This window comes from Roseomonas elaeocarpi (assembly GCF_042433915.1).
GTDB classification, from domain to species: domain Bacteria; phylum Pseudomonadota; class Alphaproteobacteria; order Acetobacterales; family Acetobacteraceae; genus Roseomonas; species Roseomonas elaeocarpi.
The window spans coordinates 216190-239403 of the sequence record NZ_JBHLUN010000010.1 but is presented as its reverse complement, the minus strand read 5'-3'; the positions used below and the strand labels follow the sequence as shown (position 1 = coordinate 239403).

The window sequence follows — 23214 nt, the reverse complement described above, 5'->3', positions numbered from 1 at the left end:
TTTCGTGCGTTGACGGGTGCGGGCGGCGGGCGTTGGCTCCCGCCCGATGTTCCGCTTCTTCGAGAGCCTGGTGAACCCCTCGGCCGCGCCGGGGGAGAAGGCGTCGCGCTTCCTGGGCGTGCCCGTGCCGGACACCCCGCCGCCGCACAGCCTGCTCGGCTTCTACTGGCACTATGCCCGGCAGGCGAAGTTCATCTTCATCCTGCTCTTCGTGCTGGGCATGTGGGTGGCGCTGCTCGACGCCACGATCCCGATCTTCATCGGCCGCGTGGTGGCGCTTCTGGGCACGCACGCGCCGGAAAACCTGCTGCACGACGCCTGGATGCCGCTGCTGGGCATGGCGGCGGTGCTGCTGATCCTGCGCCCGGCCTCGATCCTGCTGCAGAATCTCGTGGTGCAGCAGTGCATCGTGCCCAACGTCACCGGCATGGTGCGCTGGCAGGCGCACTGGCACGTGGTGCGCCAGGGCTGGAGCTTCTTTCAGGAGGACTTTTCCGGCCGCATCGCCACCCGCGTGATGCAGGCGGGCCCGGCGCTGCGCGAAAGCGTGGTTTCGGGCGTCAATGCCGTCTGGTACATCCTGGTCTATGCCAGCGGCGCGGTGTTGTGGCTGGCCACGGCGGACTGGCGCCTCGCCCTGCCGGTGCTGCTGTGGTTCTGCTTCTACGCCGCCCTGCTGCGCATCCTGGTGCCGCGCCTGCGGGAGCGTGCCCGCAAGGCCTCGGAAGCGCGCTCGCTGCTCACCGGCCGGGTGGTGGACAGCTACACCAACATCCTGACCGTCAAGCTGTTTGCCCGCGCGGCGGACGAGGATCAGTTCGTGGGCGAGGGGCTCGACCAGCTCACCGACCGCTTCCAGCGGCAAACGCGGATCGTGACGCTCAACACCGTGCTGCTGGCATCCCTCAACGCCTGCCTGATGGTGGGTATGGGGGCGCTGGCGATCTGGCTCTGGACGCAGGGCGCGGTGCCGCTGGCGGTGGTGGCGACGGCGCTGCCGATGGCCTGGCAGATCGTGAACATCTCGGGCTGGGTCGCCTTCAACGTGTCCTCGATCTTCGAGAACATCGGCGTGGTGCAGGAAGGCATGAATTCCATCGCCGTGCCGCCCACCGCACCCGACCCGCCCGATGCCCGCACCCTGCGCGTGCCGCGCGGCGAGATCCGATTCGAAAAGGTCCATTTCGGCTACGGCGCGGAAGGCCGCCCGGTACTGGACGGCTTCGACCTCACCATCGCGCCGGGCGAGCGGATCGGGCTGATCGGCCATTCCGGGGCCGGCAAGACCACCGCGGTGAACCTGCTGCTGCGCTTCTTCGAGCCGTCGGCGGGCCGCATCCTGATCGACGGCCAGGACATCGCCGGCGTCACCGCCGAATCGCTGCGCGGCGCGGTCGGCCTCGTGACGCAGGACACCGCGCTGCTGCACCGCTCGATTCGCGACAACATCCGCTACGGCCGCCCCGGCGCCACCGACGCCGACATCCGTGACGCCGCCCGCCAGGCCCAGGCGGAGGAGTTCATCGAGCGGCTGGAAGACTGGCGCGGCCGCAAGGGCTTCGAGGCCCATGTGGGCGAGCGCGGCGTGAAGCTGTCGGGCGGGCAGCGGCAGCGCGTGGCCATCGCCCGCGTGCTGCTCAAGGACGCGCCGATCCTGGTGCTGGACGAGGCCACCAGCGCCCTCGATTCGGAGGTCGAGGCCGCGATCCAGGAACAGCTGGAACAGTTAATGGGCGGCAAAACCGTGATCGCCATCGCGCACCGCCTGTCTACCATCGCGCGCATGGACCGGCTGGTCGTGCTGGAACGAGGCCACATCGTCGAACTCGGCACGCACTCGGAGTTGCTGAAGGCCGGCGGCGCCTACGCGCGGCTGTGGAACCGGCAGTCCGGCGGCTTTGTCTCGGCTTGACTTAACGTGAACGGTTCCTTACGAGCCCGATGCCTTCCGAGGGTAAAACCCGCAGGGAGCAAGGGTGGATCAGCGAAGCGACTTCGACGAGCGGCTGCGCAAGGCCCGGGTCCAACAGGGCCTCGAACCCCCTCCCGGCAAGGGAGATGGGGGGCTGCCAGCAGGCTCATGGGGTCTGGGCCTCCGGATCGGTACCGAGCTCGTCTCGGCGCTGGCCGTTGGCTTGATCATCGGGCTGGCGCTGGATCGCTGGCTCGGGACTTCCCCCTGGCTCCTGCTGGTGTTCTTCTTTGCAGGCGGTGCTGCCGGGGTTCTGAACCTGTATCGTCTCCTGGCCCCGGGGCGCGCACGCTGACCGCTGGATGAGGGATAGTGACTTGGCCGCCGAAGGCAAATCGATCGACGCGCTGAGCCAGTTCGAGCTCATTCCCATGCTGGGCCCCATCGGCCGTGCCACGGGCTTCAGCCAGTCCAACGCCCATATGCTGCTGGCCATCGGGCTGGTCACGGTGCTGATGCTGGTGGGCATCCGCAAGCGGGCCCTGATCCCCGGCCGCTTCCAGGCGGCCGCCGAGATCTTCTACGAGTTCGTCGAGGGACTGGTCACGGCCCAGGTCGGGCACGAGGGCAAGCGCTACTTCCCCTTCGTGTTCGCGCTGTTCATGTTCGTGCTGTTCGGCAACCTGCTGGGCCTGTTCCCCTACGCCTTCACCTACACCAGCCATATCGCGGTGACGCTGGGCCTGGCCCTGATCGTGTTCCTCACGACCACGATCGTGGCCCTGGTGCTCCATGGCCGGAAGTTCTTCGGCTACTTCTTTCCCGAAGGCGCGCCGATCTGGCTGGCTCCCATCATCGTGCCGGTGGAGGTGCTCTCCTACCTTTCCCGCCCGATCAGCCTGTCCATCCGCTTGTTCGCGAACATGGTGGCCGGGCACGTGCTGCTGAAGGTGTTCGCCACCTTCGTCGTCCTGCTCGGCGGCCTCGGCGTCGTCGGCCCCTTCATCGCCGCACTGCCGCTCGCGGTGAACGTGCTCCTGATCGGCTTCGAGCTGCTGGTGGCGTTCCTGCAGGCCTACGTGTTCGCGATCCTCACCTGCATCTACCTGCACGACGCGGTGCACCTGCACTGAGCGCCGGCCGGCCGCAGACCTCTCTCGAAACAGCAAGGAAAGAGCTGACTTCATGAACGATCCTGTCGCCTATCTTGGCGCCATGAAGGCCATCGGCGCCGGTATCGCCGTGGTCGCCCTGCTCGGCGTGGGCCTTGGCCTGGGCAACATCTTCTCGGCGCTGGTCACCTCCGTGGCTCGCAACCCGGGCGCCCGCGACACCGTCTTCCCGATCGGCATCCTGGGCTTCGCCCTGACGGAAGCCGTGGCGCTCTTCGCGCTGCTGATCGCCTTCCTGATCCTCTTCACCTGACACCCCTGGTGCCGCGGGCCGCAGCGCCCGCGGCACCGGTTCTTCCGGGAGCCATGATGATCCGCCGCAAGACCACCGCGCTGGCCGCGGCCCTGGTTCTCCTGCCGATGCTGGGTTTTGCCCAGGCACCGGTGCACGACCCCGCGCCCCTTCCGGTCGCCCCCAGCAGCGCCCCGCTCCTCGATGCCGACCGCGCCAAGGCCATCGCCCGCACCGAGGCCGCCGCCGAGGACTACGCCGCGGCCGCCCAGCAGGCGCACGACAAGGGCGGCATGCCGCAGCTGGACTTCAACAACCCGCTGACCATCGCGCAGGTTGTCTGGCTCCTGATCATCTTCGGCCTCTTCGTGCTGATCAGCTACCAGTGGCTGCTGCCGCCGGTGGGCGCCGTGCTGACGGACCGCCGCAAGCGCATCAGCGACGACCTGGAAGCCGCGCGCAGCGCCAAGTCCGAGGCCGACGCCGCCCAGGCCGCGCACCGCGCCGCCACCCAGCGCTCGCACGCCGAGGCGCAGGCCGCCATCACCGCCGCGGTGAACGCCGCCAACGCCGATGCCGCCGCCAAGGCCGCCGTGCTGAACGAGCGTCTCAACAGCCAGATCGCCGCCGCCGAGGCCCGCATCGGCCAGGCCCGCGACGCCGCCATGGGCGCGCTGCGCGAGGTCGCCACCGACGCCGCCACCTCGCTGGTGGACCGCCTCGTGGGCATCAAGGACCAGGCCGCCGTGTCCGCCGCCGTGAGCCGCGAACTCGCCGCCCGAGGGAGGGCCTGATGGCACATCATTACGAACACTTCTGGCTCGACCCGAAGTTCTGGGTCGCCGTCTCGGTCATCATCTTCGTGGTGCTGCTCGGCCGCACGATCTGGAGCAAGCTCGGTGCCATGCTCGACGCCCGCGGCGCCGCCGTGCGGGCGGAGCTGGAGGAAGCCCGCCGCCTGCGCGACGAGGCCGAGGCGCTGCGCAAGCAGGCTGAGGCCGACCGCACGGCCGCCGCGGCCGAGGCCGAGGCGCTGATCGCCCGCGCCAGGCTGGAAGCGGAGCGCCTGTCGGCCGCTGCCACCGCCGAGGCCGAGGCGAGCGCCACCCGGCGTGAGCGCATGGCGATGGACCGCATCGCCGCCGCCGAGGCCAGCGCCCTGGCCGAGGTTCGCACCGCCGCCGCCGAGATCGCCACCGCGGCGGCGCGCGACGTGATCGCGAGCAAGCTCGACGCCGGCACCGACGCCGCCATGGTGGACCGCGCCGTCGCGGACCTGCCCAAGGCCCTGCGCGCCGCCTGAGTCCCCCGCATCTCCGACAGGAAAACCCCTCCGCATCCCGGTGCGGAGGGGTTTTTCGTTTTTCGCCAAGCCGCTTCGGGCGCGCCCTTCCTCCCACCGGCCTGCTCACCCGGCAGGCCGCTGGGAGGAGGGATCGCATCAGCCCTCCCGCGGCCGTCCTACTTTCTGCGTCACGGAGGAGGTGAGGGCGCCGGCCGTTTCGGCGGTCTTCGGGGCAGAACGCTCCTCGTGCAGCGGCAGCCAGGATCGTCCGTCCCGCGCCAGCAGCGCGTCGGCCGCTGCCGGTCCCTCGCTGCCCGCGGCGTAGGTCGCCCCCGCATCCGTCCGGCCTCCCCAGTCGTCGAGCACGGGCTGCACCGCCGCCCAGGCCGCCTCGATCGCGTCGGCGCGCTGGAACAGCGTCGCATCACCCCGCATGCAGTCGTAGAGCAGCGTTTCGTACCCGACCGAGGGCTTCTGCTCGAAGAAGTCGTCGTAGCGCATCCTGGTGCAAACCCGCCCCAGACGCATGGAAGGCCCGGGCAGCTTGGCATCGAACTGCGTTTCGAACCCGCGCTCCGGGTCGATCAGCAGCCGCACGACGTTGGGCGTGGTGTGATCGGCGGGCGTGTCGCGGAACAGGCGATAGGGGGCGGGCCTGAAGTGGACCGAGATCTCGGTGCGCCGTCCCGTGAGGCGCTTGCCGGTGCGCAGGTAGAAGGGAACGCCGGCCCAGCGCCAGTTCTCGATGCGGAGCTTCATCGCCACGTAGGTCTCGGTCGCGCTGGCCGGGTCGACGCCGTGCTCGTCGCGATAGGCGGGAACCGGGTGTCCCACTTCCTCGCCCGCGGTGTACTGCCCCCGCACCGCGTCCTCCGGCGGCACCGGGCGGATGGCCTGTAGCAGGCGGAACTTCTCGGTCCGCACGTCCTCGGCGGCAAAGGAGTTGGGCGGGTCCATGGCCACCATGCAGAGCAGGGTGAACAGATGGTTCGGCACCATGTCGCGCAGCGCGCCCGTGGTCTCGTAGAAGGCGCCCCGCTCTTCCACCCCGACGGTCTCGGCGGCGGTGATCTGCACGTGGTCGATGTACTCGCGCCGCCAGGTCGGCTCGAACATGCCGTTGGCGAAGCGCACCGCCATGATGCTCTGCACGGTTTCCTTGCCGAGGAAGTGGTCGATCCGGAAGACCTGCTCCTCCTGGGCCTGCCGGAGGATGCGCCGGTTCAGCGCCTGCGCGCTCGGCAGGTCGCTGCCGAAAGGCTTCTCCACCACCAGCCGTCGGAATCCCCCGGCCGACTGGTCCAGCAGCCCGGCGGTGCCGAGACGGTCCACGAGATCCCCCACGAAGCGGCTGGCCACCGCGAGGTAGAAGATCACGTTCCCCCCGCCGAGCCGCTCCTTGAGGTGCCCGAACAGGGCGGCATCGGTGAAGTCGCCCTGGAGGTAGTCGAGCCTGCTTTCCACGAAGCCCCATGACGCCGCGTCCAGCTGCGGCGTGTAGAACTCGGCCGTGGGGTCCTCGGTGAAGGAGTTCATGGTGGCGGTGAGGCCCCTGGCCCAGCCATCCCGATCCAGCGCGGCGCGATCCACGCCCACCACGCTGAAGCCTTCCGCCAGCAGCCCCTCGGAGGCCAGGTTGTAGAGAGCCGGCATCAGCAGGCGCTTGGTGAGGTCCCCGGCGGCGCCGAAGATCACCAGCGTGCAGGATGGAGCCGTTTTCTGCGCAACGAGGTTCAAGGCAGGCTCGCTTTCTCATGGATGACGGGACCCGGCGCGAGCGCAACGCATGGTGCGCCGCGAAGCTTCCGGCCGTGATTGTCCACGATGTGCCTGAGCCGCTCCCCACGGCAGGCAGCCGCCTCAGAACAGGGCCAGCTGCTCCGGCTCCAGCGCCGTGTCGCGGGGCGGCGCGAAGCTCGCGCAGTCCAGGCGGTTGTTCTGCCCGGCCTGCTCGAAACCGTGCCGCCGCAGCGCCAGGGCGAAGCGCTGCGCGATCGTTTCGGCATAGGCGCCGGTGCCGACCTGGCGCGTGCCGAAGCGGCTGTCGTACATCCCGCCGCCGCGCGTTTCGCGGATCAGCTTGAGCACCTTTGCCGCGCGCTCCGGGAAATGCGCGTGAAGCCAGCCCTCGAACATTTCCGCGATCTCCAGCGGCAGGCGCAGCAGCACGTAGGCCGCCCGGGTCGCGCCGGCATCGCGTGCCGCCCCGAGGATGCGCTCCATCTCGGCATCGTTGACGCCCGGGATCATCGGCGCCGCCAGCACGCCGACCGGGATGCCCGCTTCCGCCAGCGCCCGCACCGCCGCCAGCCGCCGGGTCGGGGCCGCCGCGCGCGGTTCCATCACGCGCGCGAGGCGGTCGTCCAGCGTGGTGATCGACAGGCAGACATGGACGAGGTTGCGCTGGGCCATGCGGCCGAGGATGTCGAGGTCGCGCAGCACCCCGGCCGACTTGGTGACGATGGTCACCGGGTGGTTGAAGCGGTCCAACACCTCCAGCACCTGCCGCGTCAGCTTCAGCGTGCGCTCCACCGGCTGGTAGGGGTCGGTGTTGGAGCCCAGCGCGATCGGCCGCGCCACGTAACCCGGCCGGCGCAGCTCCCGCTCCAGGATCGCCGCGACCTCGGGCTTGAAGACGAGGCGCGTTTCGAAGTCGAGGCCGGGCGACAGGCCCAGCCAGGCATGGGTCGGCCGGGCGTAGCAGTAGATGCAGCCGTGCTCGCACCCGCGGTACGGGTTGATGCTGCGGTCGAAGCCGAGGTCGGGGCTGTCGTTCCAGCTCAGCGCCCGGCGGGCATTGTCGCGCGTCAGCGTGGTGGCGAGCGGCGGCAGGTCGGCCAGCGCCGCTTCCAGCGTGCTCCAGCCGTCGTCGAAGGGGTCCCGGACGGAGCGTTCGTACCGGTTGGCAGGGTTCGAAAGGGCGCCGCGGCCCTTGCGAACACCGGGGAGGGGAGTCCCGGTCGGGTTCCCGCGGGGGGCGGGGGAAAAGCCCAGGCTGCCATCGGGCATGGTACGAAGCTCCATCCGGGACGACCACGGGGGGTACGTGGTCGTTCTTTCTTCGTTCCTGCAGACTATGGGGATGCGCGGAAGCCGGGTCAAGAACATTAAGGGAACATCAACCATCCCCGTGTTCCCGTACCCCTCGTTCCGGCGTGCCGTGTTCCGGCACCGGTGACACCTTGGTTTCGCTGCGGTGCACAGGGTTTCGCCCCGGGGCGGGCTTGGCTAAGGTCGCGGCGCAGCGCGTGTCGCGTCGCAACAAAGATGAGCGGGGTCCGGGCCTGGGATGAAGCGACTGGTGGTGGATCTCGACGGCACGCTGACCGTGGACGATCCCGGGCGATCCTACCCCGACAAGGAGCCGAACCTGCCGGTGATCGAGCGGCTCCGCGAATACAAGCGTGAAGGCTTCGAGATCGTCATCGCCACGGCCCGCAACATGCGGACCTATGAGGGCAATGTCGGCAAGATCAACGCCAACACCCTGCCGGTGATCCTCGACTGGCTGCGCAAGCACGACGTGCCTTACGACGAGGTGCATGTCGGCAAGCCCTGGTGCGGCCATGACGGCTTCCACATCGACGACAAGTCCCTGCGGCCCGACGAGTTCGCCCGCATGTCCTACGCCGAGATCTCGCAGCTCCTGAACCTGGGACGCAACGCCGTATGAGCGACGACACCTCACTCGCCCTCATCACCTCGGCCGCCTACGTCAATGCCGAGCTCGCGGCCGAGTTCGGCCAGCTGCCCCCCTGCTTCCTGCCCTTCGGCCACAAGCGCCTCTTCGGTGCCCAGGTGGCCAGCCTCGCCGGCCGCGCCGCCCGCACGGTGCTGACGCTGCCGGCCAGCTTCCAGCCCGGCTCCTGGGAGCTCGCCCGGCTGCGCGAGGACGGGGTGGAGGTGATCTCCATCCCCGACGGCCTCAGCCTGGGCGAAAGCATCCAGTACGCGCTGACGCTGTGCGACGCGCGCGGGACCGTCAGCATCCTCCATGGCGACACGCTGTTCCTCGACCCGCTGCCCGAGGAAACCGACGTGGTGGGCGTCGCCACCACCCAGGACGCCTATGCCTGGGGTGCGGTGGAGGCGACCGGCCGCCGCTTCGTCAACCGCCGCCCCGCCGCCACCGAGCTGGGCGAGAGCGTGCTGACCGGCTGGTTCTCGTTCCGCTCCGCCCCCGCCTTCCTGCGCGCGCTGACGCTGTCGCGCGGCGACTTCCTGGGTGCCCTGGACGCCTATTCCGCGGAACACCCGCTGCAGTCGCGCGAGGTCGGCGGCTGGCTCGACTTCGGCCACCTGCAGACCTTTCACCGGGCGCGGGCCCGCGTGTCCACGGCGCGGAGCTTCAACTCCATTGCCATCAGCAACCGCTCGGTGCTCAAGACCGGCGAGAAGCCCGACAAGCTCGCGGCCGAGGCGAACTGGTTCGCCAACGTGCCGCCGCCGATGCGCCTGCACACCCCCGCCTTCCTGGGCCACGAGAACGGCGGCTACCGCATCGGCTACGAGTTCTCGCCCACCCTGCACGAGCTCTTCGTGTTCGGCGCGCTGGAGCCCGCGGCCTGGCGGCAGATCATGGAAGGCTGCTTCGATTACCTCGGCGCCTGCGTGCGCAACGGCGGGGAAGGGGCGGCCGCCGTCGCCCCCGACGCGCTGCGGGCGCTCGCGCTCGACAAGACCGGCGCGCGCCTGGAAACCTGGGCCGCGGCCGCCGGCGTCAGCCTCGACGACGAGTGGCAGTACAACGGCAGGCCGCTGCCCTCGCTGCGCCGCATCGCCGCCGAGGCCGGGCGGCTGGCCGCCGACAGCCGGCCGATCGCGGGCGTGATGCAGGGCGACTTCTGCTTCCCCAACGCCTTCTTCGACTTCCGCCAGCGGCTGGTGAAGGTGATCGACCCGCGCGGCAGCGTGCGCGACGGCACCCACACCGTGTTCGGCGACCTGCGCTACGACCTCGCCAAGATGAACCACTCGATCGAGGGCTACGACCTGATCCTCGCGGGACGGTACATGCTGGAAGGGGCCGGCACGCGCTCGGTCACGCTGAACCTGTCGCGCGAGGGCGCCGCCGCCTTCCTGCCGCAAGTGGCCTCGGAGTTCGAGCTCGAAGGCCGTCGCGTCAGCGACCGCGGCATCGCGGCGCTGACGGTTCACCTGTTCCTGTCGATGCTGCCGCTGCACGCCGACCGGCCCGACCGGCAGCAGGCCTTCCTGGCCAACGCGCTGCGCCTGTACGCGAACCTGGAGAACGCCGCGTGATCGTCTTCCCCATGGCCGGGCTGAGCAGCCGCTTCACCCGCGCGGGCTACGACCGGCCGAAATGGATGCTGCCGCTGGCCGAGCGGCCGCTGCTGGACTGGTCGCTGCTGGGCTTCCGCGAGATGTTCGAGCGCGAGGCTTTCCTGATTATCCACCTCGACATGCCGGGCGTGGCCGAGTTCGTGCGCGAGCGGATCGCCGCCCTGGGCATCCGCCGGGCCGAGCTGGTGCCGCTGGCCAACCCGACGCGCGGCCAGGCCGACACCGTGGCGCTGGGCCTCGACGCCGCGAAGCCCGACGCGGCCGAGCCGCTGACCATCTTCAACATCGACACCATCCGCCCCGGCTACCACCCGCCGGCGGTGCTGGGTTCCTGTGACGGCTGGCTCGAGTGCTTCGACGGCGAGGGGGACCATTGGTCCTTCGTGAAGCCCGTCGAGGGCTCCGCCGACCGGGCGGCCCAGGTGACGGAGAAGGTGCGCGTGTCGTCCTTCTGCTGCACCGGCCTGTACTACTTCGGCTCGGTGAAAACCTTCCGCGACGCGCTCGCCGCCGAGGAAGCCAAGCCCAGCGCCAAGGAACTCTACGTCGCGCCGATGTACCAGCACATGATCGAGGCGGGGCAGGACGTACGCTACGGCGTGATCGGCCCCGACGAGATCTTCTTCAGCGGCACGCCCGACGAGTACCAGGCGGCTTTAAAGAACACTGAAGCCCTGAGGCGCGCCTTTCCGGACTGAACCGCCGCCGCGCCGGACCGCTCCAGCCGCGTCGCGCCGAAGGGGCCGGGCACGGCAGTCGCCCCGATCACGGGCGGCGATCGCGCGTCTGGGCTGCCTGAGCTTTCCCATCGAGGCTCCTGGCTGCCCTCCACCGAACCTCCTCTGCAGGGCACCCAAGGGCCCGTTGAAGCATCCGGGTTACGCTTCCCGCCGTGCCGTCCTGCGGCACTGCGGCGAAAACCTGCTCCCGCCCTCGCACTGCCCCTGGCGTGCCATCAATTCGCCGCATAGGCTGCCCCCATGATCCGTCTTCCCCTCCGGTCGGCGCCCCGCTCCATCCTGCTGGGGGCCGCGTTGCTGACCGGCTGCGCCGCTGGCGGCAGTCCGGGCGGCGGTTCCTCCACCGCCGAGCCGGCGGGCGCCTTCGGCCCCTACCTTGCCGGTCGCTTCGCGGCCTCGCAGGCCGATGCCGCCGCCGCCACGCAACAGTTCTCCGAAGCGCTGGACCGCGACCCTGACCAGCCCGAGGTGGTGGCGCAGGCCTTCGGCGCCGCGGTGATGGGCGGCGGCTCCGAGGCCAGTCGCCTGGCCCGCCGCCTGCCCTCCGACCAGCTGGCCGAGCTGCTGCTGGCCGGCAGCGATGCCCAGGCCGGCCGCTGGGACCGCGCCGAGCAGCGCCTGCGTACCCTGCCGCGGCGCGGTGCGGCCCAGATCCTGCAGCCGCTGCTGATCGCCTGGACCCAGGCCGGCCACGGCAACACCGACAACGCGCTGGGCCTGCTGCGGCCCTTTATCGAGGACCCGCGCCTGCGCGGGCTGGCCTCGCTGCACGCCGCGATGATCGCCGATCTCGGCGGCCGGCCCGCGGAAGCCCTGCGCTACGCCCGCGCCGCCCTGGCGGACAGCCGCGATCCCAACCTGCGCCTCGTGCAGATCGCCGCCGGCATCTTCGCGCGCGCGGGGCAGGAGGCCGACGGCGCCCGCCTGTTCGACGTGATGGCCGCCGGCCAGGACGACATCGCCATCGTGGCCACCCCGGCCGTGCGGCAGGCGGCGCTGCGCGGCCGCGCGGTGGCCAGCGCCACCGAGGGCATGGCCGAGGCCGAGGTGACGCTGGGGGCGGCGCTACGCACGCAGGGCGCGCCGGAACTATCGCTGATGCTGTCGCGCCTGGCGCTGCGGCTGCGGCCCAACTTCACGCCGGCGATCCTCCTGGCCGCCGATGCCCTGGCGGACCAGAGCCATCCCGAGGCCGCGCTGGCGACGCTGGACACGGCGCCCGCCGATGACGGCTTCGCGCCGCTGGTGGCGCTGCGCCGCGCCAGCCTGCTCAACGCCGCCGGCCGCGCCGACGAGGCGCAGGCCCTGCTGCGCCGGCTGGCGGAAACCCGGCCCGACGCGGTGCAGCCCTACGCGCGGCTGGGCGACATGATGCGCGCCGCCGGCCGCTACGACGAGGCGGTGGCCGCCTACGGGCAGGCGCTGCAGCGGCTGCGGCCGGGTTCCGGCAATGGCTGGTCGCTGTACTACGCGCGCGGCATCGCGCTGGAGCGCGCGGGCCAGTGGCCGGAGGCCGAGGCGGCCTTTCAGCAGGCGCTGACGCTTTCGCCCGACCAGCCCTACGTCCTGAACTACCTGGCCTATACCTGGGCCGAGCGTGGCGAGCGCCTGCCCGAGGCGCGCCGCATGCTCGAGCGCGCGGCGCAAGCCCGGCCCACCGACGGCAACATCGCCGACAGCCTGGGTTGGGTGATGTTCCGGCAGGGCGACCTGTCCGGCGCGGTCAAGGCGCTGGAACGCGCGGCCGAGATCGACCCGCGCAACGCTACGGTGAACGACCACCTGGGCGACGCCTACTGGTCGGTGAACCGCCGCACCGAGGCACGCTACCAGTGGCGGCGCGCGCTCGACCTCGACCCTTCCGCGCAGGACGCGGCGCGGCTGGACGCCAAGCTGCGCGACGGGCTGCAGCCCTCCGCCGCCACCGCCGCCGCGACGCGCTGAGCCGCGTGGAACCCGCGACCATGACGGCTGCGCGCGCGCCCAGCCCGGCGCCGGCGGCGGAGTTCGCCCCGGCCAAGGTAAACCTGTTCCTCCACGTCACCGGCCGGCGGGAGGATGGCTACCACCTCCTCGACAGCCTGGCGGTCTTCGCGGGCGTGGGGGATGAGCTCTCGCTCCAGCCAGGCGCGGCGCTGAGCCTGGCCGTCGAGGGGCCGGAGGCGGCGGCGCTCGCTGTGGAGCCCGACAACCTCGTGCTGTGCGCGGCACGCCTCCTGCGCCCCGAAGGGGAGGGGCCCGGCGCTGCGCTGCGGCTGCGCAAGCACCTGCCGGTGGCTTCCGGCATCGGCGGCGGCTCGGCCGACGCGGCGGCGGCGCTGCGGCTGCTGTCGCGCCACTGGGAGCTGCCGCTGCCGGGCAACGCGGCCGTCACCCGCCTGGGCGCCGACGTCCCGGTCTGCCTGCGCTCCGAGGCCGCGCGCATGGGCGGCGTGGGGGAGGTGCTGCACGACGCCCCCGCGCTGCCGGAATGCGGGCTGCTGTTGGCCAACCCGCGCATCCCGCTCTCCACCCCGGCCGTGTTCCGCGCGCGGGCGCCGGGCTTCACCCCGCCCGCGACCCTGCCGGAGCGGTGGCACGAGGCCGGGGCCATGGCCGAGGCGCTGCGCCGCTGCACCAACGACCTGGAAGCGGCGGCGCTCAGCCTGTGCGCCCCGGTCGGCGAGGTGCTGCGGGCCATCGCGGCCCAGCCCGGCTGCCTGCTGTCGCGCATGAGCGGCTCCGGCGCCACCTGCTTCGGGCTGTTCCCCACCGCCGCCGCCGCCGAGGCCGCCGCGCGCGGCCTGCCGGCTGCCTGGTGGCGCTGGGGCGGGGCGCTGCACCGCGCGGTGGCCTGAGCCGCGCAAGGAGCGCGGAAAAAGCAGTCTTCGGGCTTTACGAGGGCGCTCTGCTCCGACTATCTGCCGTCAGCCGCGCTGGGGCGTCGCCAAGTGGTAAGGCAGCGGTTTTTGGTACCGCCATTCCCAGGTTCGAATCCTGGCGCCCCAACCAGCGGTCCGGTTCTTCCGTAAAATCATCATGTTGTGAGGCGGTCGCAGCTACTTCGCTTCCTGGCGGCTGCGATACAGCGACGGGTCTCCTCGGCTCCCCCTCTACAGGGCGGCCAGCCGCCTAGCTGAGACGTTCCCAAACCCCTGCGAGTGCTGCCGCGACATCCGTGGAGCGAATGACCTCTGCGCCGGAGGGCGAGAGTGCAGTCACCCAGAACGAAGCCGTGCGGCAAATGCACCAGGGGCAGCGGGTGCCCGGAGGGGTAACAGAAAAGTAGGCGGTGCCTCCTTCGGCGCGTGCTTCCTCCACTCGCCAAGAAGGGTTCCACGTCGTGAATGCTTCTGCCTTCGCTCGATCCTCAGGCGTGATGTCAATGATGATGGAAGAAGCGTCGGAGATCATGGGGCGAAATCCTCGCTAGGTCGGAGGTGTGCTGGGGCAACACCGACGAAGGGAGGGCGTAAACGCTCCAAAGATGTGGCCTGCCTGAGACGCCGGGGAGGCACCTCCAGGCTACACGATGGTCATTTGTGGGCACGATGATCGTGCCAGTGCGCCGGAGGGGCATCGGCCGAGATCGGGGGCTCTCCGGTCAACGAAGCTCTCCTCGTCGACCTGTCGGGGATCAGCTCTTGTTCAGGACGGTCCACCACAGCAGGTGACGAGCGGCATGGCTCCGCACTGAAGGAAGGGGCGGGTACGGAGCCGCGCTTCGGGGGAGCCCCCGGTTGCTGCCGTGCATCAATTACCGCGTCAGCACGGTTCCCATCGCCGCATCTGCCACGACCCTCGCCGCGTACTCGGTGGCTTCCACGAAGCCACTGCATGGGCGCTTGCCTGCCGTGCCATCCGGATGCCGCCACAGGAGCGTCACCGGAGCTACAGCCCTCCCGCCATCGCTCACGACCGGGCGGGTCCAGATGCGGAAGGCGATGCCTGAGCCGTCGAACTCGAAGCGTGTCAGGCCGAGAGGCGTGTAGGGCATCTGGATCATCGCGGCCTCCCGTATGTGGTGGAGCAGCGGCACGGATGCGTGAAGATTGCCGGAACCATGTTCTCAATATGTTCTCTCTCCTGCTAGCGTCCAGCCCATGAGCGACGCCTTGCCCCCTCCCGATTCCCTGGACCTGCCCGCGACACGCGCCCTGGCAGCCGCCTACGCCGCTGAGGTGGCGCAGGGTATTGCTGAGGGAGCCGCATGGTCCGCGGCGGTAGAAGCGTTCGGCTGTCTTCACCCGGCGTGGCCGAAGCCGATGGTGGAGCGGGAGGCGGCGCGGGTGATTGGTGGCTTAGCCATGCTGAAGCTCAGCAGGGAACAGCCAGGTCTTCAGCTTCGCATCAGCCCGCCCAGCCGTGGGCTCAGGCTGGCACTCGTGACGCCGTGGTTGCCTGAGGACACCCAAGATGAGGCCAGGGAAGCAGACGAGCGGCAGGAGGTCTTCGACTTCATCAGGTCGCCGGAGGAGGCTCAGGAGCCTCATGATGAAACACCTGAGCCGTCTTCAATGCAGGCCGCTGACCCGCCAGTAACGGGAGGGGGCTTCCGCACCTTCGTGCTGCGATGGTGGGGAGCGATGGGCGCAATGGAGAACAGGCATCGCTGCTGACAGCCGTTCACCGCTTCCCGCTGAGCCACCCCGCCCCACTCCGGGCCACCTGTCCGGGCGACGCGGGTCAGACGGGCGCAGGGCGATCCCCTGCCGGCGCGTGCTCCGGCGCGGTGCGTGGTGCCGGGTACAGGGCGGCGATCACGGCGGCCAGCAGCAGGAAGCCCGCGATGGTCAGCAGTGCCAGAGTGAAGCTGCCGGTGCTGGACCTGACGAAGCCGATCATCCACGGCCCGATCAGCCCGCCGAACTGCGCCACTGTGTTGACGAAGGCGATCGAGGTCGCGGCCGCCGCACCGGTCATGATCGACGCATTGAGGCTCCAGAACAGGGCGTTGCCGGAGTTGAGGCCGAGCCCCGCCAGGCAGAGCAGCAGGTAGCCGGCCGTGGCATTGCCGGTCAGGGCGCTGCCGGCCAGGCCCAGGAAGCCGATGCCGTACACGGCGGCCAGGTGGAACTTGCGGTCGCCGGTGCGATCGGAGGAGCGGCTGACCACCACGGTGGCGATCACCCCCAGCAGCGGCGGCACGGCCGACAGCAGCCCGACCTGGATGTCCGACAGGCCACCGATGGCGCTGATGATCTGCGGCATCCAGATCAGCAGGCCGTAGATCCCCACCAGCGCGCAACCGAACAGTGCCGCCAGCGCCCAGACCCGCCCGCTGCGCACCACCTGGGCAAAGCCGGTATGGGGGTCCTGCCGGATGGCGGAGCGTTCCGAGGCCAGTTGCTGGGTGAGCCATTGCCGCTGCTCCGGCGTGAGCCAGCGGGCATCCTCCGGCCGGTCCGTCAGCACGAGCAGGAACACCACGCCCAGCACCATCGTCGGCACGCCCTCGATGATGAACATCCACTGCCAGCCATGCAGCCCGCCGAGGCCGTCGCCATAGGTCATCAGCATCGTGGAAAGCGGGCCGCCCACCACCGCCGCGATCTGGCCCGCAATGATGTAGCCGGCCACGGCTCGGGCCCGGTAGGCCGCCGGAAACCAGAGTGTCAGGTACAGCGCCAGCCCGGGCAGGAAGCCGGCCTCGGCGATGCCCAGCAGCAGGCGGAGGGCATAGAAGCTGGTGTCGCTCCATACGAAAGCCATCAGCGCCGCGATCAGACCCCAGCTCAACAGGATCCGTGCGAGCCACAGGCGGGCGCCCAGTCGGTAGAGCATGATGTTGCTCGGCACCTCCAGCAGCATGTATCCGAAGAAGAAGATGCTGGCGCCGAAGCCGAACACGGCGGGGCTGAAGCCCAGGTCCCCGTTCATCCTCAGGCTGGCGAAGCCGATATTGATGCGGTCGAGGTAGTTGAAGAACATGGCCAGGAAGAACAGTGGGATAACCCGCCAGTAGACGCGGCGGATCGTGCTGGTTTCAACCGCAGTTGCCACTCTTCCCCCGCCCGCGCTTCTGGAGCACCGTTCCTTCGCTGCCCTTCCAACGCTTCAGCGGCGATCCGGCGGCGTGCCGGAAGGGCACATGTCCTAACTGTAAGGATCGTGCCGGGGGGCAGCCTGCTTCCGTTCTGCCACCAATGTTCGGATGACCGGTGAAAAAGGCTGGCGGCACGACGCCGAACTGCGGTGGCAATGTCCCGCGCAACGCAGTGCGCGCGATCCGCCGTGGGCACTGCGGCCCGCTCGGCCGCCGGTCAAGGGCCGCCGGTCAGGGGGCGCGAGGTTCCTCCACCCGGCGCAGCCCGCCAGCGAAGCGCCGCCAGTTACTGACGTAGCGCGCGGCACTGTCGCGTAGCCGCGCCACCGCCGCCTCGTCGAGCATCCGTGCCACCCGCGCCGGGCTGCCCAGGATCAGGGCGCCGTCGGGAAAGTGCTTGTTCTCGGTCACCAGCGCGCCGGCGCCCACGAGGCAGCCGCGGCCGATCCGCGCCCCGTTGAGCACCGTGGCGCCCATGCCGATCAGCGACCCGTCGCCCACGGTGCAGCCGTGCAGGATCGCGCGGTGGCCCACGGTCACGTCTTCCCCGATCATGAGAGGAAAGCCCGGGTCGACGTGGAGCACCGCGCCGTCTTGGATGTTGCTGCGCGCCCCGATGGTGATGCGCGCGTTGTCGCCGCGCAGCACGGCGCCGAACCAGAGGCTGGTGTCCTCGCCCAGCTCCACCTGGCCGATCACCTGCGCGTCCGGGGCGATCCAGCCCTGGGCCGGGAGTTGGGGGACATGGTTGTCCAGGGCGTAGATGGGCATCCGCTTGCCTCCGCCGCGCGTCAGGCCGCCGGGTCGACGCGGCGGGCCAGCCGCCGGGCGAAGCCGTAGCCCAGCAGGCCAGAGACCGGCGCCGCCGGCAGCGCCAGCAGCCAGCCGATATTCGCCCCCTGCACCGCGAGGCCCAGGCCGATCGCCAGCATCGTGCCGCCCACGAGGCAGCCCACGACCCCCGCGGTCAGGCCGAGCACCAGGATCTCTTCGCGCCGGATCATTCCGCGGCAGTCGCAGATCGCCGCGGCGGTGGCAAGGTGGCGCGGGCTGAGCGGGTTTGACATCCGGGGCGGTGGCGGGTATGGCGCGCCCTCCTTCCTGGGAACGTGGACGCGGCATCCGGCCGTGCGCCCGCTTGCCTGTGCCCTCGGCACGGGTGGGACTACCGGGACAAAACAGGTGCCGCATGGTGCCGAAGACAGTGCAAGGACCCGTCGCATGACCAAGCGCGCGGAAAGCAAGTACAAGATCAACCGCCGCCTCGGCGTGAACCTGTGGGGCCGCGCCAAGTCCCCGCTGGCCAAGCGCGAGTACGGCCCCGGCCAGCACGGCCAGCGCCGCAAGCAGAAGCCGACCGACTTCGGCATCCAGCTGATGGCCAAGCAGAAGCTCAAGGGCTACTACGGCAACATCGGCGAGAAGCAGTTCCGCAAGTACTACGAGGAGGCCGTGCGCCGTAAGGGTGACACCTCCGAGAACCTGATCGAGCTGCTGGAGCGTCGCCTCGACGCCGTGATCTACCGCATGAAGCTGGCGGTGACGCCCTTCGCGGCGCGTCAGTTCGTCAACCACGGCCACATCACGGTCAACGGCCGCAAGGTCAACATCCCCTCCTTCCTGGTGAAGGACGGCGACGTGATCGAGGTCAAGGAGAAGAGCAAGCAGCTCACCGCCGTGCTCGACGCAGCCCAGTCGGGTGAGCGCGACGTGCCGGAATACATCCAGGTGGACCACCGCCAGATGAAGGGCACCTACGTCCGCGCGCCGAAGCTGGGCGACGTGCCCTACCCGGTGCAGATGGAGCCCAACCTGGTGGTTGAGTTCTACTCGCGCTGATCTCCGGACTTCCGCGGCGGACCGTCCCCTGGATGGTCGCCGCGCGAGGCCAAGTTTCGAACGCCGCCCCCGGGAACAAACTCCCTGGGGCGGCGTTTCGCGTTCGGGCGCCCCGTGCCTGGGCGTCCCGTGCCGAGCCAGGAGTTCACCGTGCCGATCCATGACCTGCGACGCTGGCTCTGCCTCAGCCTGCCCTTCGCGCAGATCCTGATGGGGCTGCTGCCGATGTGGGGCATCGGCACCTCGATGGCGCAGGTCTCGGGGGCGAGCCAGACGCCGGTGATCCCGGCGGGCTACGCCTTTCCGGTGATGTGGGGCGTGATCTTCCTGCTCTCGGCGGTGTACGGCATCTGGCAGTTCCTGCCCGCGGCCGACCGACACCCGATCCTGGCCCGCGTCGGCTGGCCGCTCGCCGGTTGCTTCGCGCTGAACACCCTGTGGGAGGCGGTGGCGCAGGGCACCGGCTCCAACGGCTTCGGGCTGGTGGTGGTGATGCTGCTCGACCTCGGCTGCGCGCTTACGGCGTTCCTGCTGGCGCGGCGCTGGACCGAGGACAGTGGTGCCGTGGCGCGCTGGCTCGTGCGGCCGCTGACGGGGCTGCTGGCGGGTTGGCTGACGGCGGCGCTGTTCGCCAACCTGTCGGGTGCGGCGCGCGCGGTGGGGATGGTGCCGGCCGAGGGCTTCACCGCCACCGCCACCGCGGTGCTGCTGCTGCTGGCGGCGGGCGGCTTCGCGGCCGGGGTCACCTGGGCTTCGCGCGGGAGCCCCTGGTACCTGGGTGGGGTGGGGTGGGGCCTGCTCGCGGTCGTGGTGGCGAATCTTGGCGTGAACCAGGTGAACATCGTGGCGGCGATCGTGGCGGCGCTGATGCTGGCGCTGGTGGTGGGCGTGGCCTGGAGCCGCCGCAAGGCGGCCGGGGTGCTGCCGGCCTGAGCCCCGCGGATCGGGTGCGGGGTGGGTGAAGCCCGTTTCCGGCCCCGTTTCCCGGGCTCTGAATGGCGCCGGTTGGCGCGTGGCGGTTTTCCGCGTTCCGGCGCCTTTGGGACAAATCCTGAAAACGACGACGCCCGCGCCGTGAAGGGGCGCGGGCGTCGGAAGCTCTGACCGGGTGGCGGTCAGGGGCAAGGGGTCAGGCCGCCTGGCCCGCCGTGATGCCCTTGTCGGCGAAGAGGGTCTGGAGCTCGCCGCTCTGGAACATCTCCATGACGATGTCGCAGCCGCCCACGAACTCGCCCTTCACGTAGAGCTGCGGGATGGTCGGCCAGTTGGTGAAGGCCTTGATCCCTTCGCGGATCTCGGGGTCCTCGAGGACGTTGACGCCCTTGAAGGGCACGCCGACGTGGCTGAGGATCTGCACCACGCGGGCGGAGAAGCCGCACTGCGGGAAGCTCGGTGTGCCCTTCATGTAGAGGACAACCGGGTTCTCGTTGATCTGGCCCTGGATGCGGGCGCTGGTGGCGTCGCTCATCGCTGTGTTCCTTTCAATCGGGCGCCGAGGTCTGCAGGGCGAGGGCGTGGAGCTCCCCTCCCATGCGGCCGCGGAGTGCTGCGTAGACGAGCTGGTGCTGCTGGACGCGGGACTTGCCGCGAAAGGCCTCGGACACGACGGTGGCGGCGTAGTGGTCGCCGTCGCCCGCCAGGTCCTCGATGGTCACGCGGGCGTCCGGGATGGCGGCGCGGATGAGCGCCTCGATCTCGGCTTGCTCCATGGCCATGCGTCAGTTCCCTTCCATCAGGCGCGGCAGGGTAGCCTCGTTGGCGTCCCGCAGCGAAGCCACCGATATGGCGGCGCCGTCGGGGAGAACCAAGGTGTCGCCGCCGGTCTCGCCCAGGATCGTAGCAGGGATGCCGGCGGCCTGCGCGGCGGCAGTCAGGGCGGCCGGGTCGCGGGTGGCCAGGATGTAGCGGCCCTGGTCCTCACCGAACCAGTAGGCGTGGGCGGGGGTGCTGCCCGCCACGTCGCGCAGGCGCAGGCCGGTGTTGCCGGCCATCAGCATCTCGGCGATCGCGACCAGGAGGCCGCCGTCGCTGAGGTCGTGGCAGGCCAGGACCTCGCCGGCGGTGATCCGGGCGCGGGTGAAGTCGCCCACGCGGCGCTCGGCAGCGAGGTCCACGGGGGGCGGGGCGCCTTCCTCGCGACCCGCGATCTCGCGCAGCCAGAGGGACTGGCCGAGGTGGCCGGCGGTGGAGCCCAGGAGGACCAGGGTGGCGCCGGCGGGGGCGGCGAGGCGGGTCGCCTTCGACGCGTCTTCCAGGACGCCCACGCCGCCGATGGCGGGGGTGGGGAGGATCGGGCGGCCCTCGGTCTCGTTGTAGAGGGAGACGTTGCCGCTCACGACCGGGAAGTCCAGGGCGATGCAGGCGGCGGCCATGCCGCGGACGGCAGAGGCGAACTGGCCCATGACCTCGGGCTTCTCGGGGTTGCCGAAGTTCATGTTGTCCGTCACCGCCAGGGGCAGGGCGCCGGTGGCGGTGATGTTGCGCCAGGCCTCGGCCACGGCCTGCATGCCGCCGATCTCGGGGTCGGCAAAGCAGTAGCGGGGGGTGGTGTCGGTGGTGATGGCCAGCGCGCGGGTGCCTTCGCCCACGCGGACCACGGCGGCGTCGGCGGCGCCGGGGCGGCGGACGGTCTGGCCGCCCACGGTGGCGTCGTACTGGTCGCTGATCCAGCGGCGCGAGCAGAGGTCGGGGGAGGCGATCAGGGTTTCGAGCGCCGCGGCGAGGCCGACGGGGTCGGGGACCGTGGCGGCGTCGAGGGTGGGCTGCTTCGGCGTCTCGGCCGTGGGGCGACGGTAGAGGGGGGCCTCGGATTCCAGGGGGGCGAGGGGGATGTCGGCCTCGACCTCACCCTTGTGCTTCACGACGATGCGGCCGGTATCGGTGATGTGGCCGACGACGGCGAAGTCCAGTTCCCACTTGTGGAAGATGCGCTCGGCGATGTGCTCGGCGCCCGGGCGGAGGACGATCAGCATGCGCTCCTGCGATTCGGAGAGCATCATCTCGTAGGCGGTCATGCCTTCTTCGCGCTGGGGGACGTTGTCGAGGACCAGCTCGATCCCGACGCCGCCCTTGCCGGCCATCTCGACGCCCGAGGAGGTGAGGCCGGCGGCGCCCATATCCTGGATGGCGACGATGGCGTCGGTGGCCATCAGCTCCTGGCAGGCCTCGATCAGCAGCTTCTCGGCGAAGGGGTCACCGATCTGGACGGTGGGGCGCTTGCTTTCGCTGTCGGCGGAGAATTCGGCCGAGGACATGGTGGCGCCGTGGATGCCGTCGCGGCCAGTCTTGGAGCCGACATAGACGACCGGGTTGCCGACGCCGGCGGCGGCCGAGAGGAAGATGCGGTCCTTCGGCGCGATGCCGACGGTCATGGCGTTGACCAGCGGGTTGCCGTCGTAGGCGGGGTGGAAGTTGACCTCTCCGCCCACGGTCGGGACGCCGACGCAGTTGCCGTAGCCGCCGATGCCGCGGACCACGCCGTCGAGGATGCGCTTGGTGCGGGGGTTATCGATGCTGCCGAAGCGGAGCGCGTTGAGGTTGGCGACGGGACGGGCGCCCATGGTGAAGACATCGCGCAGGATGCCGCCGACGCCGGTGGCGGCGCCCTGGTAGGGCTCGATGAAGCTCGGGTGGTTGTGGCTCTCCATCTTGAAGATGGCGGCCAGGCCTTCGCCGATGTCGATGACGCCGGCGTTCTCACCGGGGCCGTGGATGACCCAGGGGGCCTTGGTGGGGAGTTCGCGCAGCCAGACGCGGCTCGATTTGTAGGAGCAATGCTCGCTCCACATCACGGAGAAGATGCCGAGCTCACACAGGGAGGGCTGGCGGCCGAGGATGGCGAGGACGCGCTCATGTTCCTCCGGCTTCAGGCCGAACTCGGCGGAAAGCTGGGTGGCGCGTTCGGCGGGGAGGAGGACGGGCGTCGTCATGCCCGCCTTGTCAACAGCGGCGCGGGCCTTGTCCAGTGCGGGATTCGCGCCCGGCGGTTGCGCGGGGGGCGGTGCGGCGGCGGGCGCGGGGCGGGTGGTGGCGGGCATGGGCGGTTCAGGCCCAGCCGTGGCGCAGCGACAGGCGCACGCGACGGCCGAGGCTGGTGCGGAGAACGGCCTGAAAGGCGCGCAGGCCCTGGCGCCAGCGGGTGAGGGTGCCGCGCTTCGCGGGGCGGCGGAACCAACGGTTTCTGCAACGAAGCAGGGTTTGGGACAAATCCGGGTCGGGCAGCATCCAGGGCGGGCCGGGCAGGGCGGTGCTGAGGCCGAGGCGGCGGACGAGGAGCACCAGCGGCAGGCCGATGAGGCGGTAGGCGCGGCGGCAGGCGCGGCAGATCAGATACTCGATCGCCCGCAGGGGGTGGTTGGGGGCGAGGCTGTCCCCGGAAAGGGCGTGGAGCAGGCGCTGCCACAGGCCGGCATGGGTGAGGCGGCGGAAGTAGCGGGAAACGGTCTGTGCCTTGCCGTACTCGGCCGGGAGGGCGCGCCAGGGGTCGGTGGTGGAGGCGAGGTGGAAGATGGCGTCCATCCGGGCGCGGAGGTCGCGGATGGGGCGGCCGGGGCCGGAACGGGGGAGGACATACGGGAGGAGGGCGGCCCAGGCGTCGTCGGAGAGTGGGGTCCAGGGGGTTGATGGGGTGAGGCGGGAGGGGGTGGAGCTGAGGGCGGCGTGGGGCATGGTGGGGAGGGCGTAGCATGGATGAAGGATTTAGGCA

Annotated in this window: 24 protein-coding genes and 1 tRNA gene; 15 read left to right on the top strand and 10 right to left on the bottom strand. The window is 70.5% G+C overall.

Translation table 11 applies throughout. The features are described from left to right. The first annotated feature begins 46 nt into the window (after positions 1 to 46). From ACFFGY_RS15830 to ACFFGY_RS15805, 6 genes are all read left to right on the top strand, one after another. On the top strand, positions 47 to 1912 hold the full coding sequence (locus tag ACFFGY_RS15830; protein WP_377045470.1) for an ABC transporter ATP-binding protein: 1866 nt from the start codon (positions 47 to 49) through the stop codon (positions 1910 to 1912). A 64-nt stretch (positions 1913 to 1976) separates the two neighbouring features. Continuing rightward, positions 1977 to 2267, top strand: a complete 291-nt coding sequence (locus ACFFGY_RS15825; RefSeq protein WP_377045469.1) for an AtpZ/AtpI family protein — start codon at positions 1977 to 1979, stop codon at positions 2265 to 2267. Between the two features lie 22 nt (positions 2268 to 2289). After that, positions 2290 to 3045: a F0F1 ATP synthase subunit A gene (locus tag ACFFGY_RS15820; protein ID WP_377045468.1), complete on the top strand. Its 756-nt coding sequence runs from the start codon at positions 2290 to 2292 to the stop codon at positions 3043 to 3045. 82 nt (positions 3046 to 3127) lie between these two features. Continuing rightward, complete coding sequence (locus tag ACFFGY_RS15815) at positions 3128 to 3337, top strand: ATP synthase subunit C family protein (protein WP_456316172.1); 210 nt, start codon at positions 3128 to 3130, stop codon at positions 3335 to 3337. Positions 3338 to 3390: 53 nt separating this feature from the next. After that, on the top strand, positions 3391 to 4110 hold the full coding sequence (locus ACFFGY_RS15810; RefSeq protein ID WP_377045466.1) for a F0F1 ATP synthase subunit B family protein: 720 nt from the start codon (positions 3391 to 3393) through the stop codon (positions 4108 to 4110). Further along, on the top strand, positions 4110 to 4619 hold the full coding sequence (locus ACFFGY_RS15805) for a F0F1 ATP synthase subunit B family protein (RefSeq protein WP_377045465.1): 510 nt from the start codon (positions 4110 to 4112) through the stop codon (positions 4617 to 4619). The genes ACFFGY_RS15810 and ACFFGY_RS15805 overlap by 1 nt, the downstream gene beginning before the upstream one ends. 138 nt (positions 4620 to 4757) lie before the next feature. On the opposite strand, the gene zwf is transcribed toward ACFFGY_RS15805, so the two are convergent. Together zwf and ACFFGY_RS15795 are read right to left on the bottom strand one after the other, a co-directional pair. After that, a complete protein-coding gene (zwf, locus tag ACFFGY_RS15800; RefSeq protein WP_377045464.1) occupies positions 4758 to 6338 on the bottom strand; it encodes a glucose-6-phosphate dehydrogenase in 1581 nt (526 codons plus the stop codon). A gap of 123 nt (positions 6339 to 6461) precedes the next feature. After that, positions 6462 to 7610, bottom strand: a complete 1149-nt coding sequence (locus tag ACFFGY_RS15795; RefSeq protein WP_377045463.1) for a PA0069 family radical SAM protein — start codon at positions 7608 to 7610, stop codon at positions 6462 to 6464. A gap of 280 nt (positions 7611 to 7890) precedes the next feature. On the opposite strand from ACFFGY_RS15795, the gene ACFFGY_RS15790 reads away from it, so the two are divergent. The 6 genes from ACFFGY_RS15790 to ACFFGY_RS15765 all read left to right on the top strand — a co-directional run bounded on the left by ACFFGY_RS15790 (position 7891) and on the right by ACFFGY_RS15765 (position 13636). Then, positions 7891 to 8274, top strand: a complete 384-nt coding sequence (locus ACFFGY_RS15790) for an HAD hydrolase family protein (protein WP_377045462.1) — start codon at positions 7891 to 7893, stop codon at positions 8272 to 8274. Further along, the gene (locus ACFFGY_RS15785) at positions 8271 to 9863 is read left to right on the top strand and encodes a capsular biosynthesis protein (protein WP_377045461.1); all 1593 of its coding nucleotides are present in this window, start codon (positions 8271 to 8273) and stop codon (positions 9861 to 9863) included. The genes ACFFGY_RS15790 and ACFFGY_RS15785 overlap by 4 nt, the downstream gene beginning before the upstream one ends. Next, positions 9860 to 10603, top strand: coding sequence for a glycosyltransferase family protein (locus ACFFGY_RS15780; protein ID WP_377045460.1), 744 nt, complete (start codon positions 9860 to 9862; stop codon positions 10601 to 10603). Before ACFFGY_RS15785 ends, ACFFGY_RS15780 begins: the two co-directional genes overlap by 4 nt. Positions 10604 to 10885: 282 nt before the next feature. Beyond that, a complete protein-coding gene (locus ACFFGY_RS15775) occupies positions 10886 to 12589 on the top strand; it encodes a tetratricopeptide repeat protein (protein ID WP_377045459.1) in 1704 nt (567 codons plus the stop codon). 20 nt (positions 12590 to 12609) lie between these two features. After that, positions 12610 to 13482, top strand: a complete 873-nt coding sequence (locus ACFFGY_RS15770; RefSeq protein ID WP_377045458.1) for a 4-(cytidine 5'-diphospho)-2-C-methyl-D-erythritol kinase — start codon at positions 12610 to 12612, stop codon at positions 13480 to 13482. Positions 13483 to 13561: 79 nt separating this feature from the next. Next, positions 13562 to 13636 (top strand) — tRNA-Gln (locus tag ACFFGY_RS15765). Between the two features lie 745 nt (positions 13637 to 14381). Here the strand turns inward: ACFFGY_RS15765 and ACFFGY_RS15760 are convergent. Then, complete coding sequence (locus tag ACFFGY_RS15760; RefSeq protein WP_377045457.1) at positions 14382 to 14630, bottom strand: hypothetical protein; 249 nt, start codon at positions 14628 to 14630, stop codon at positions 14382 to 14384. A 97-nt stretch (positions 14631 to 14727) separates the two neighbouring features. Here ACFFGY_RS15760 and ACFFGY_RS15755 point away from each other — a divergent pair, with 97 nt between their 5' ends. Further along, entirely contained in the window at positions 14728 to 15243 is a 516-nt protein-coding gene (locus ACFFGY_RS15755; protein ID WP_377045456.1) for a hypothetical protein, read from the top strand. 67 nt (positions 15244 to 15310) lie between these two features. Here the strand turns inward: ACFFGY_RS15755 and ACFFGY_RS15750 are convergent, their stop codons facing one another. The 3 genes from ACFFGY_RS15750 to ACFFGY_RS15740 all read right to left on the bottom strand — a co-directional run bounded on the left by ACFFGY_RS15750 (position 15311) and on the right by ACFFGY_RS15740 (position 17674). Then, positions 15311 to 16627, bottom strand: coding sequence for an MFS transporter (locus ACFFGY_RS15750; RefSeq protein WP_377045455.1), 1317 nt, complete (start codon positions 16625 to 16627; stop codon positions 15311 to 15313). Between the two features lie 274 nt (positions 16628 to 16901). Beyond that, entirely contained in the window at positions 16902 to 17441 is a 540-nt protein-coding gene (locus ACFFGY_RS15745) for a gamma carbonic anhydrase family protein (RefSeq protein ID WP_377045454.1), read from the bottom strand. Positions 17442 to 17461: 20 nt separating this feature from the next. Beyond that, positions 17462 to 17674 carry a hypothetical protein gene (locus ACFFGY_RS15740; protein WP_377045453.1) on the bottom strand — a complete coding sequence of 71 codons (213 nt, stop codon included), beginning with the start codon at positions 17672 to 17674 and terminating at the stop codon, positions 17462 to 17464. Positions 17675 to 17891: 217 nt separating this feature from the next. Between ACFFGY_RS15740 and rpsD the strand changes: the two genes are divergently transcribed. Both rpsD and ACFFGY_RS15730 read left to right on the top strand, forming a co-directional pair. Next, positions 17892 to 18509 carry a 30S ribosomal protein S4 gene (rpsD, locus tag ACFFGY_RS15735; RefSeq protein ID WP_377045452.1) on the top strand — a complete coding sequence of 206 codons (618 nt, stop codon included), beginning with the start codon at positions 17892 to 17894 and terminating at the stop codon, positions 18507 to 18509. A 150-nt stretch (positions 18510 to 18659) separates the two neighbouring features. Next, on the top strand, positions 18660 to 19442 hold the full coding sequence (locus ACFFGY_RS15730; RefSeq protein ID WP_377045451.1) for a hypothetical protein: 783 nt from the start codon (positions 18660 to 18662) through the stop codon (positions 19440 to 19442). Between the two features lie 196 nt (positions 19443 to 19638). Here the strand turns inward: ACFFGY_RS15730 and grxD are convergent, their stop codons facing one another. The 4 genes from grxD to ACFFGY_RS15710 form a co-directional block, all read right to left on the bottom strand. Then, complete coding sequence (gene grxD / locus ACFFGY_RS15725; protein ID WP_377045450.1) at positions 19639 to 19977, bottom strand: Grx4 family monothiol glutaredoxin; 339 nt, start codon at positions 19975 to 19977, stop codon at positions 19639 to 19641. A gap of 13 nt (positions 19978 to 19990) precedes the next feature. Then, on the bottom strand, positions 19991 to 20224 hold the full coding sequence (locus ACFFGY_RS15720) for a BolA family protein (RefSeq protein ID WP_019459690.1): 234 nt from the start codon (positions 20222 to 20224) through the stop codon (positions 19991 to 19993). 3 nt (positions 20225 to 20227) lie between these two features. Next, complete coding sequence (purL, locus tag ACFFGY_RS15715) at positions 20228 to 22438, bottom strand: phosphoribosylformylglycinamidine synthase subunit PurL (RefSeq protein WP_377045449.1); 2211 nt, start codon at positions 22436 to 22438, stop codon at positions 20228 to 20230. Positions 22439 to 22553: 115 nt separating this feature from the next. Next, positions 22554 to 23177 (bottom strand): transposase, encoded by a 624-nt coding sequence (locus tag ACFFGY_RS15710; RefSeq protein ID WP_377045448.1) that lies wholly within the window; start codon positions 23175 to 23177, stop codon positions 22554 to 22556. Positions 23178 to 23214 lie beyond the last annotated feature (37 nt).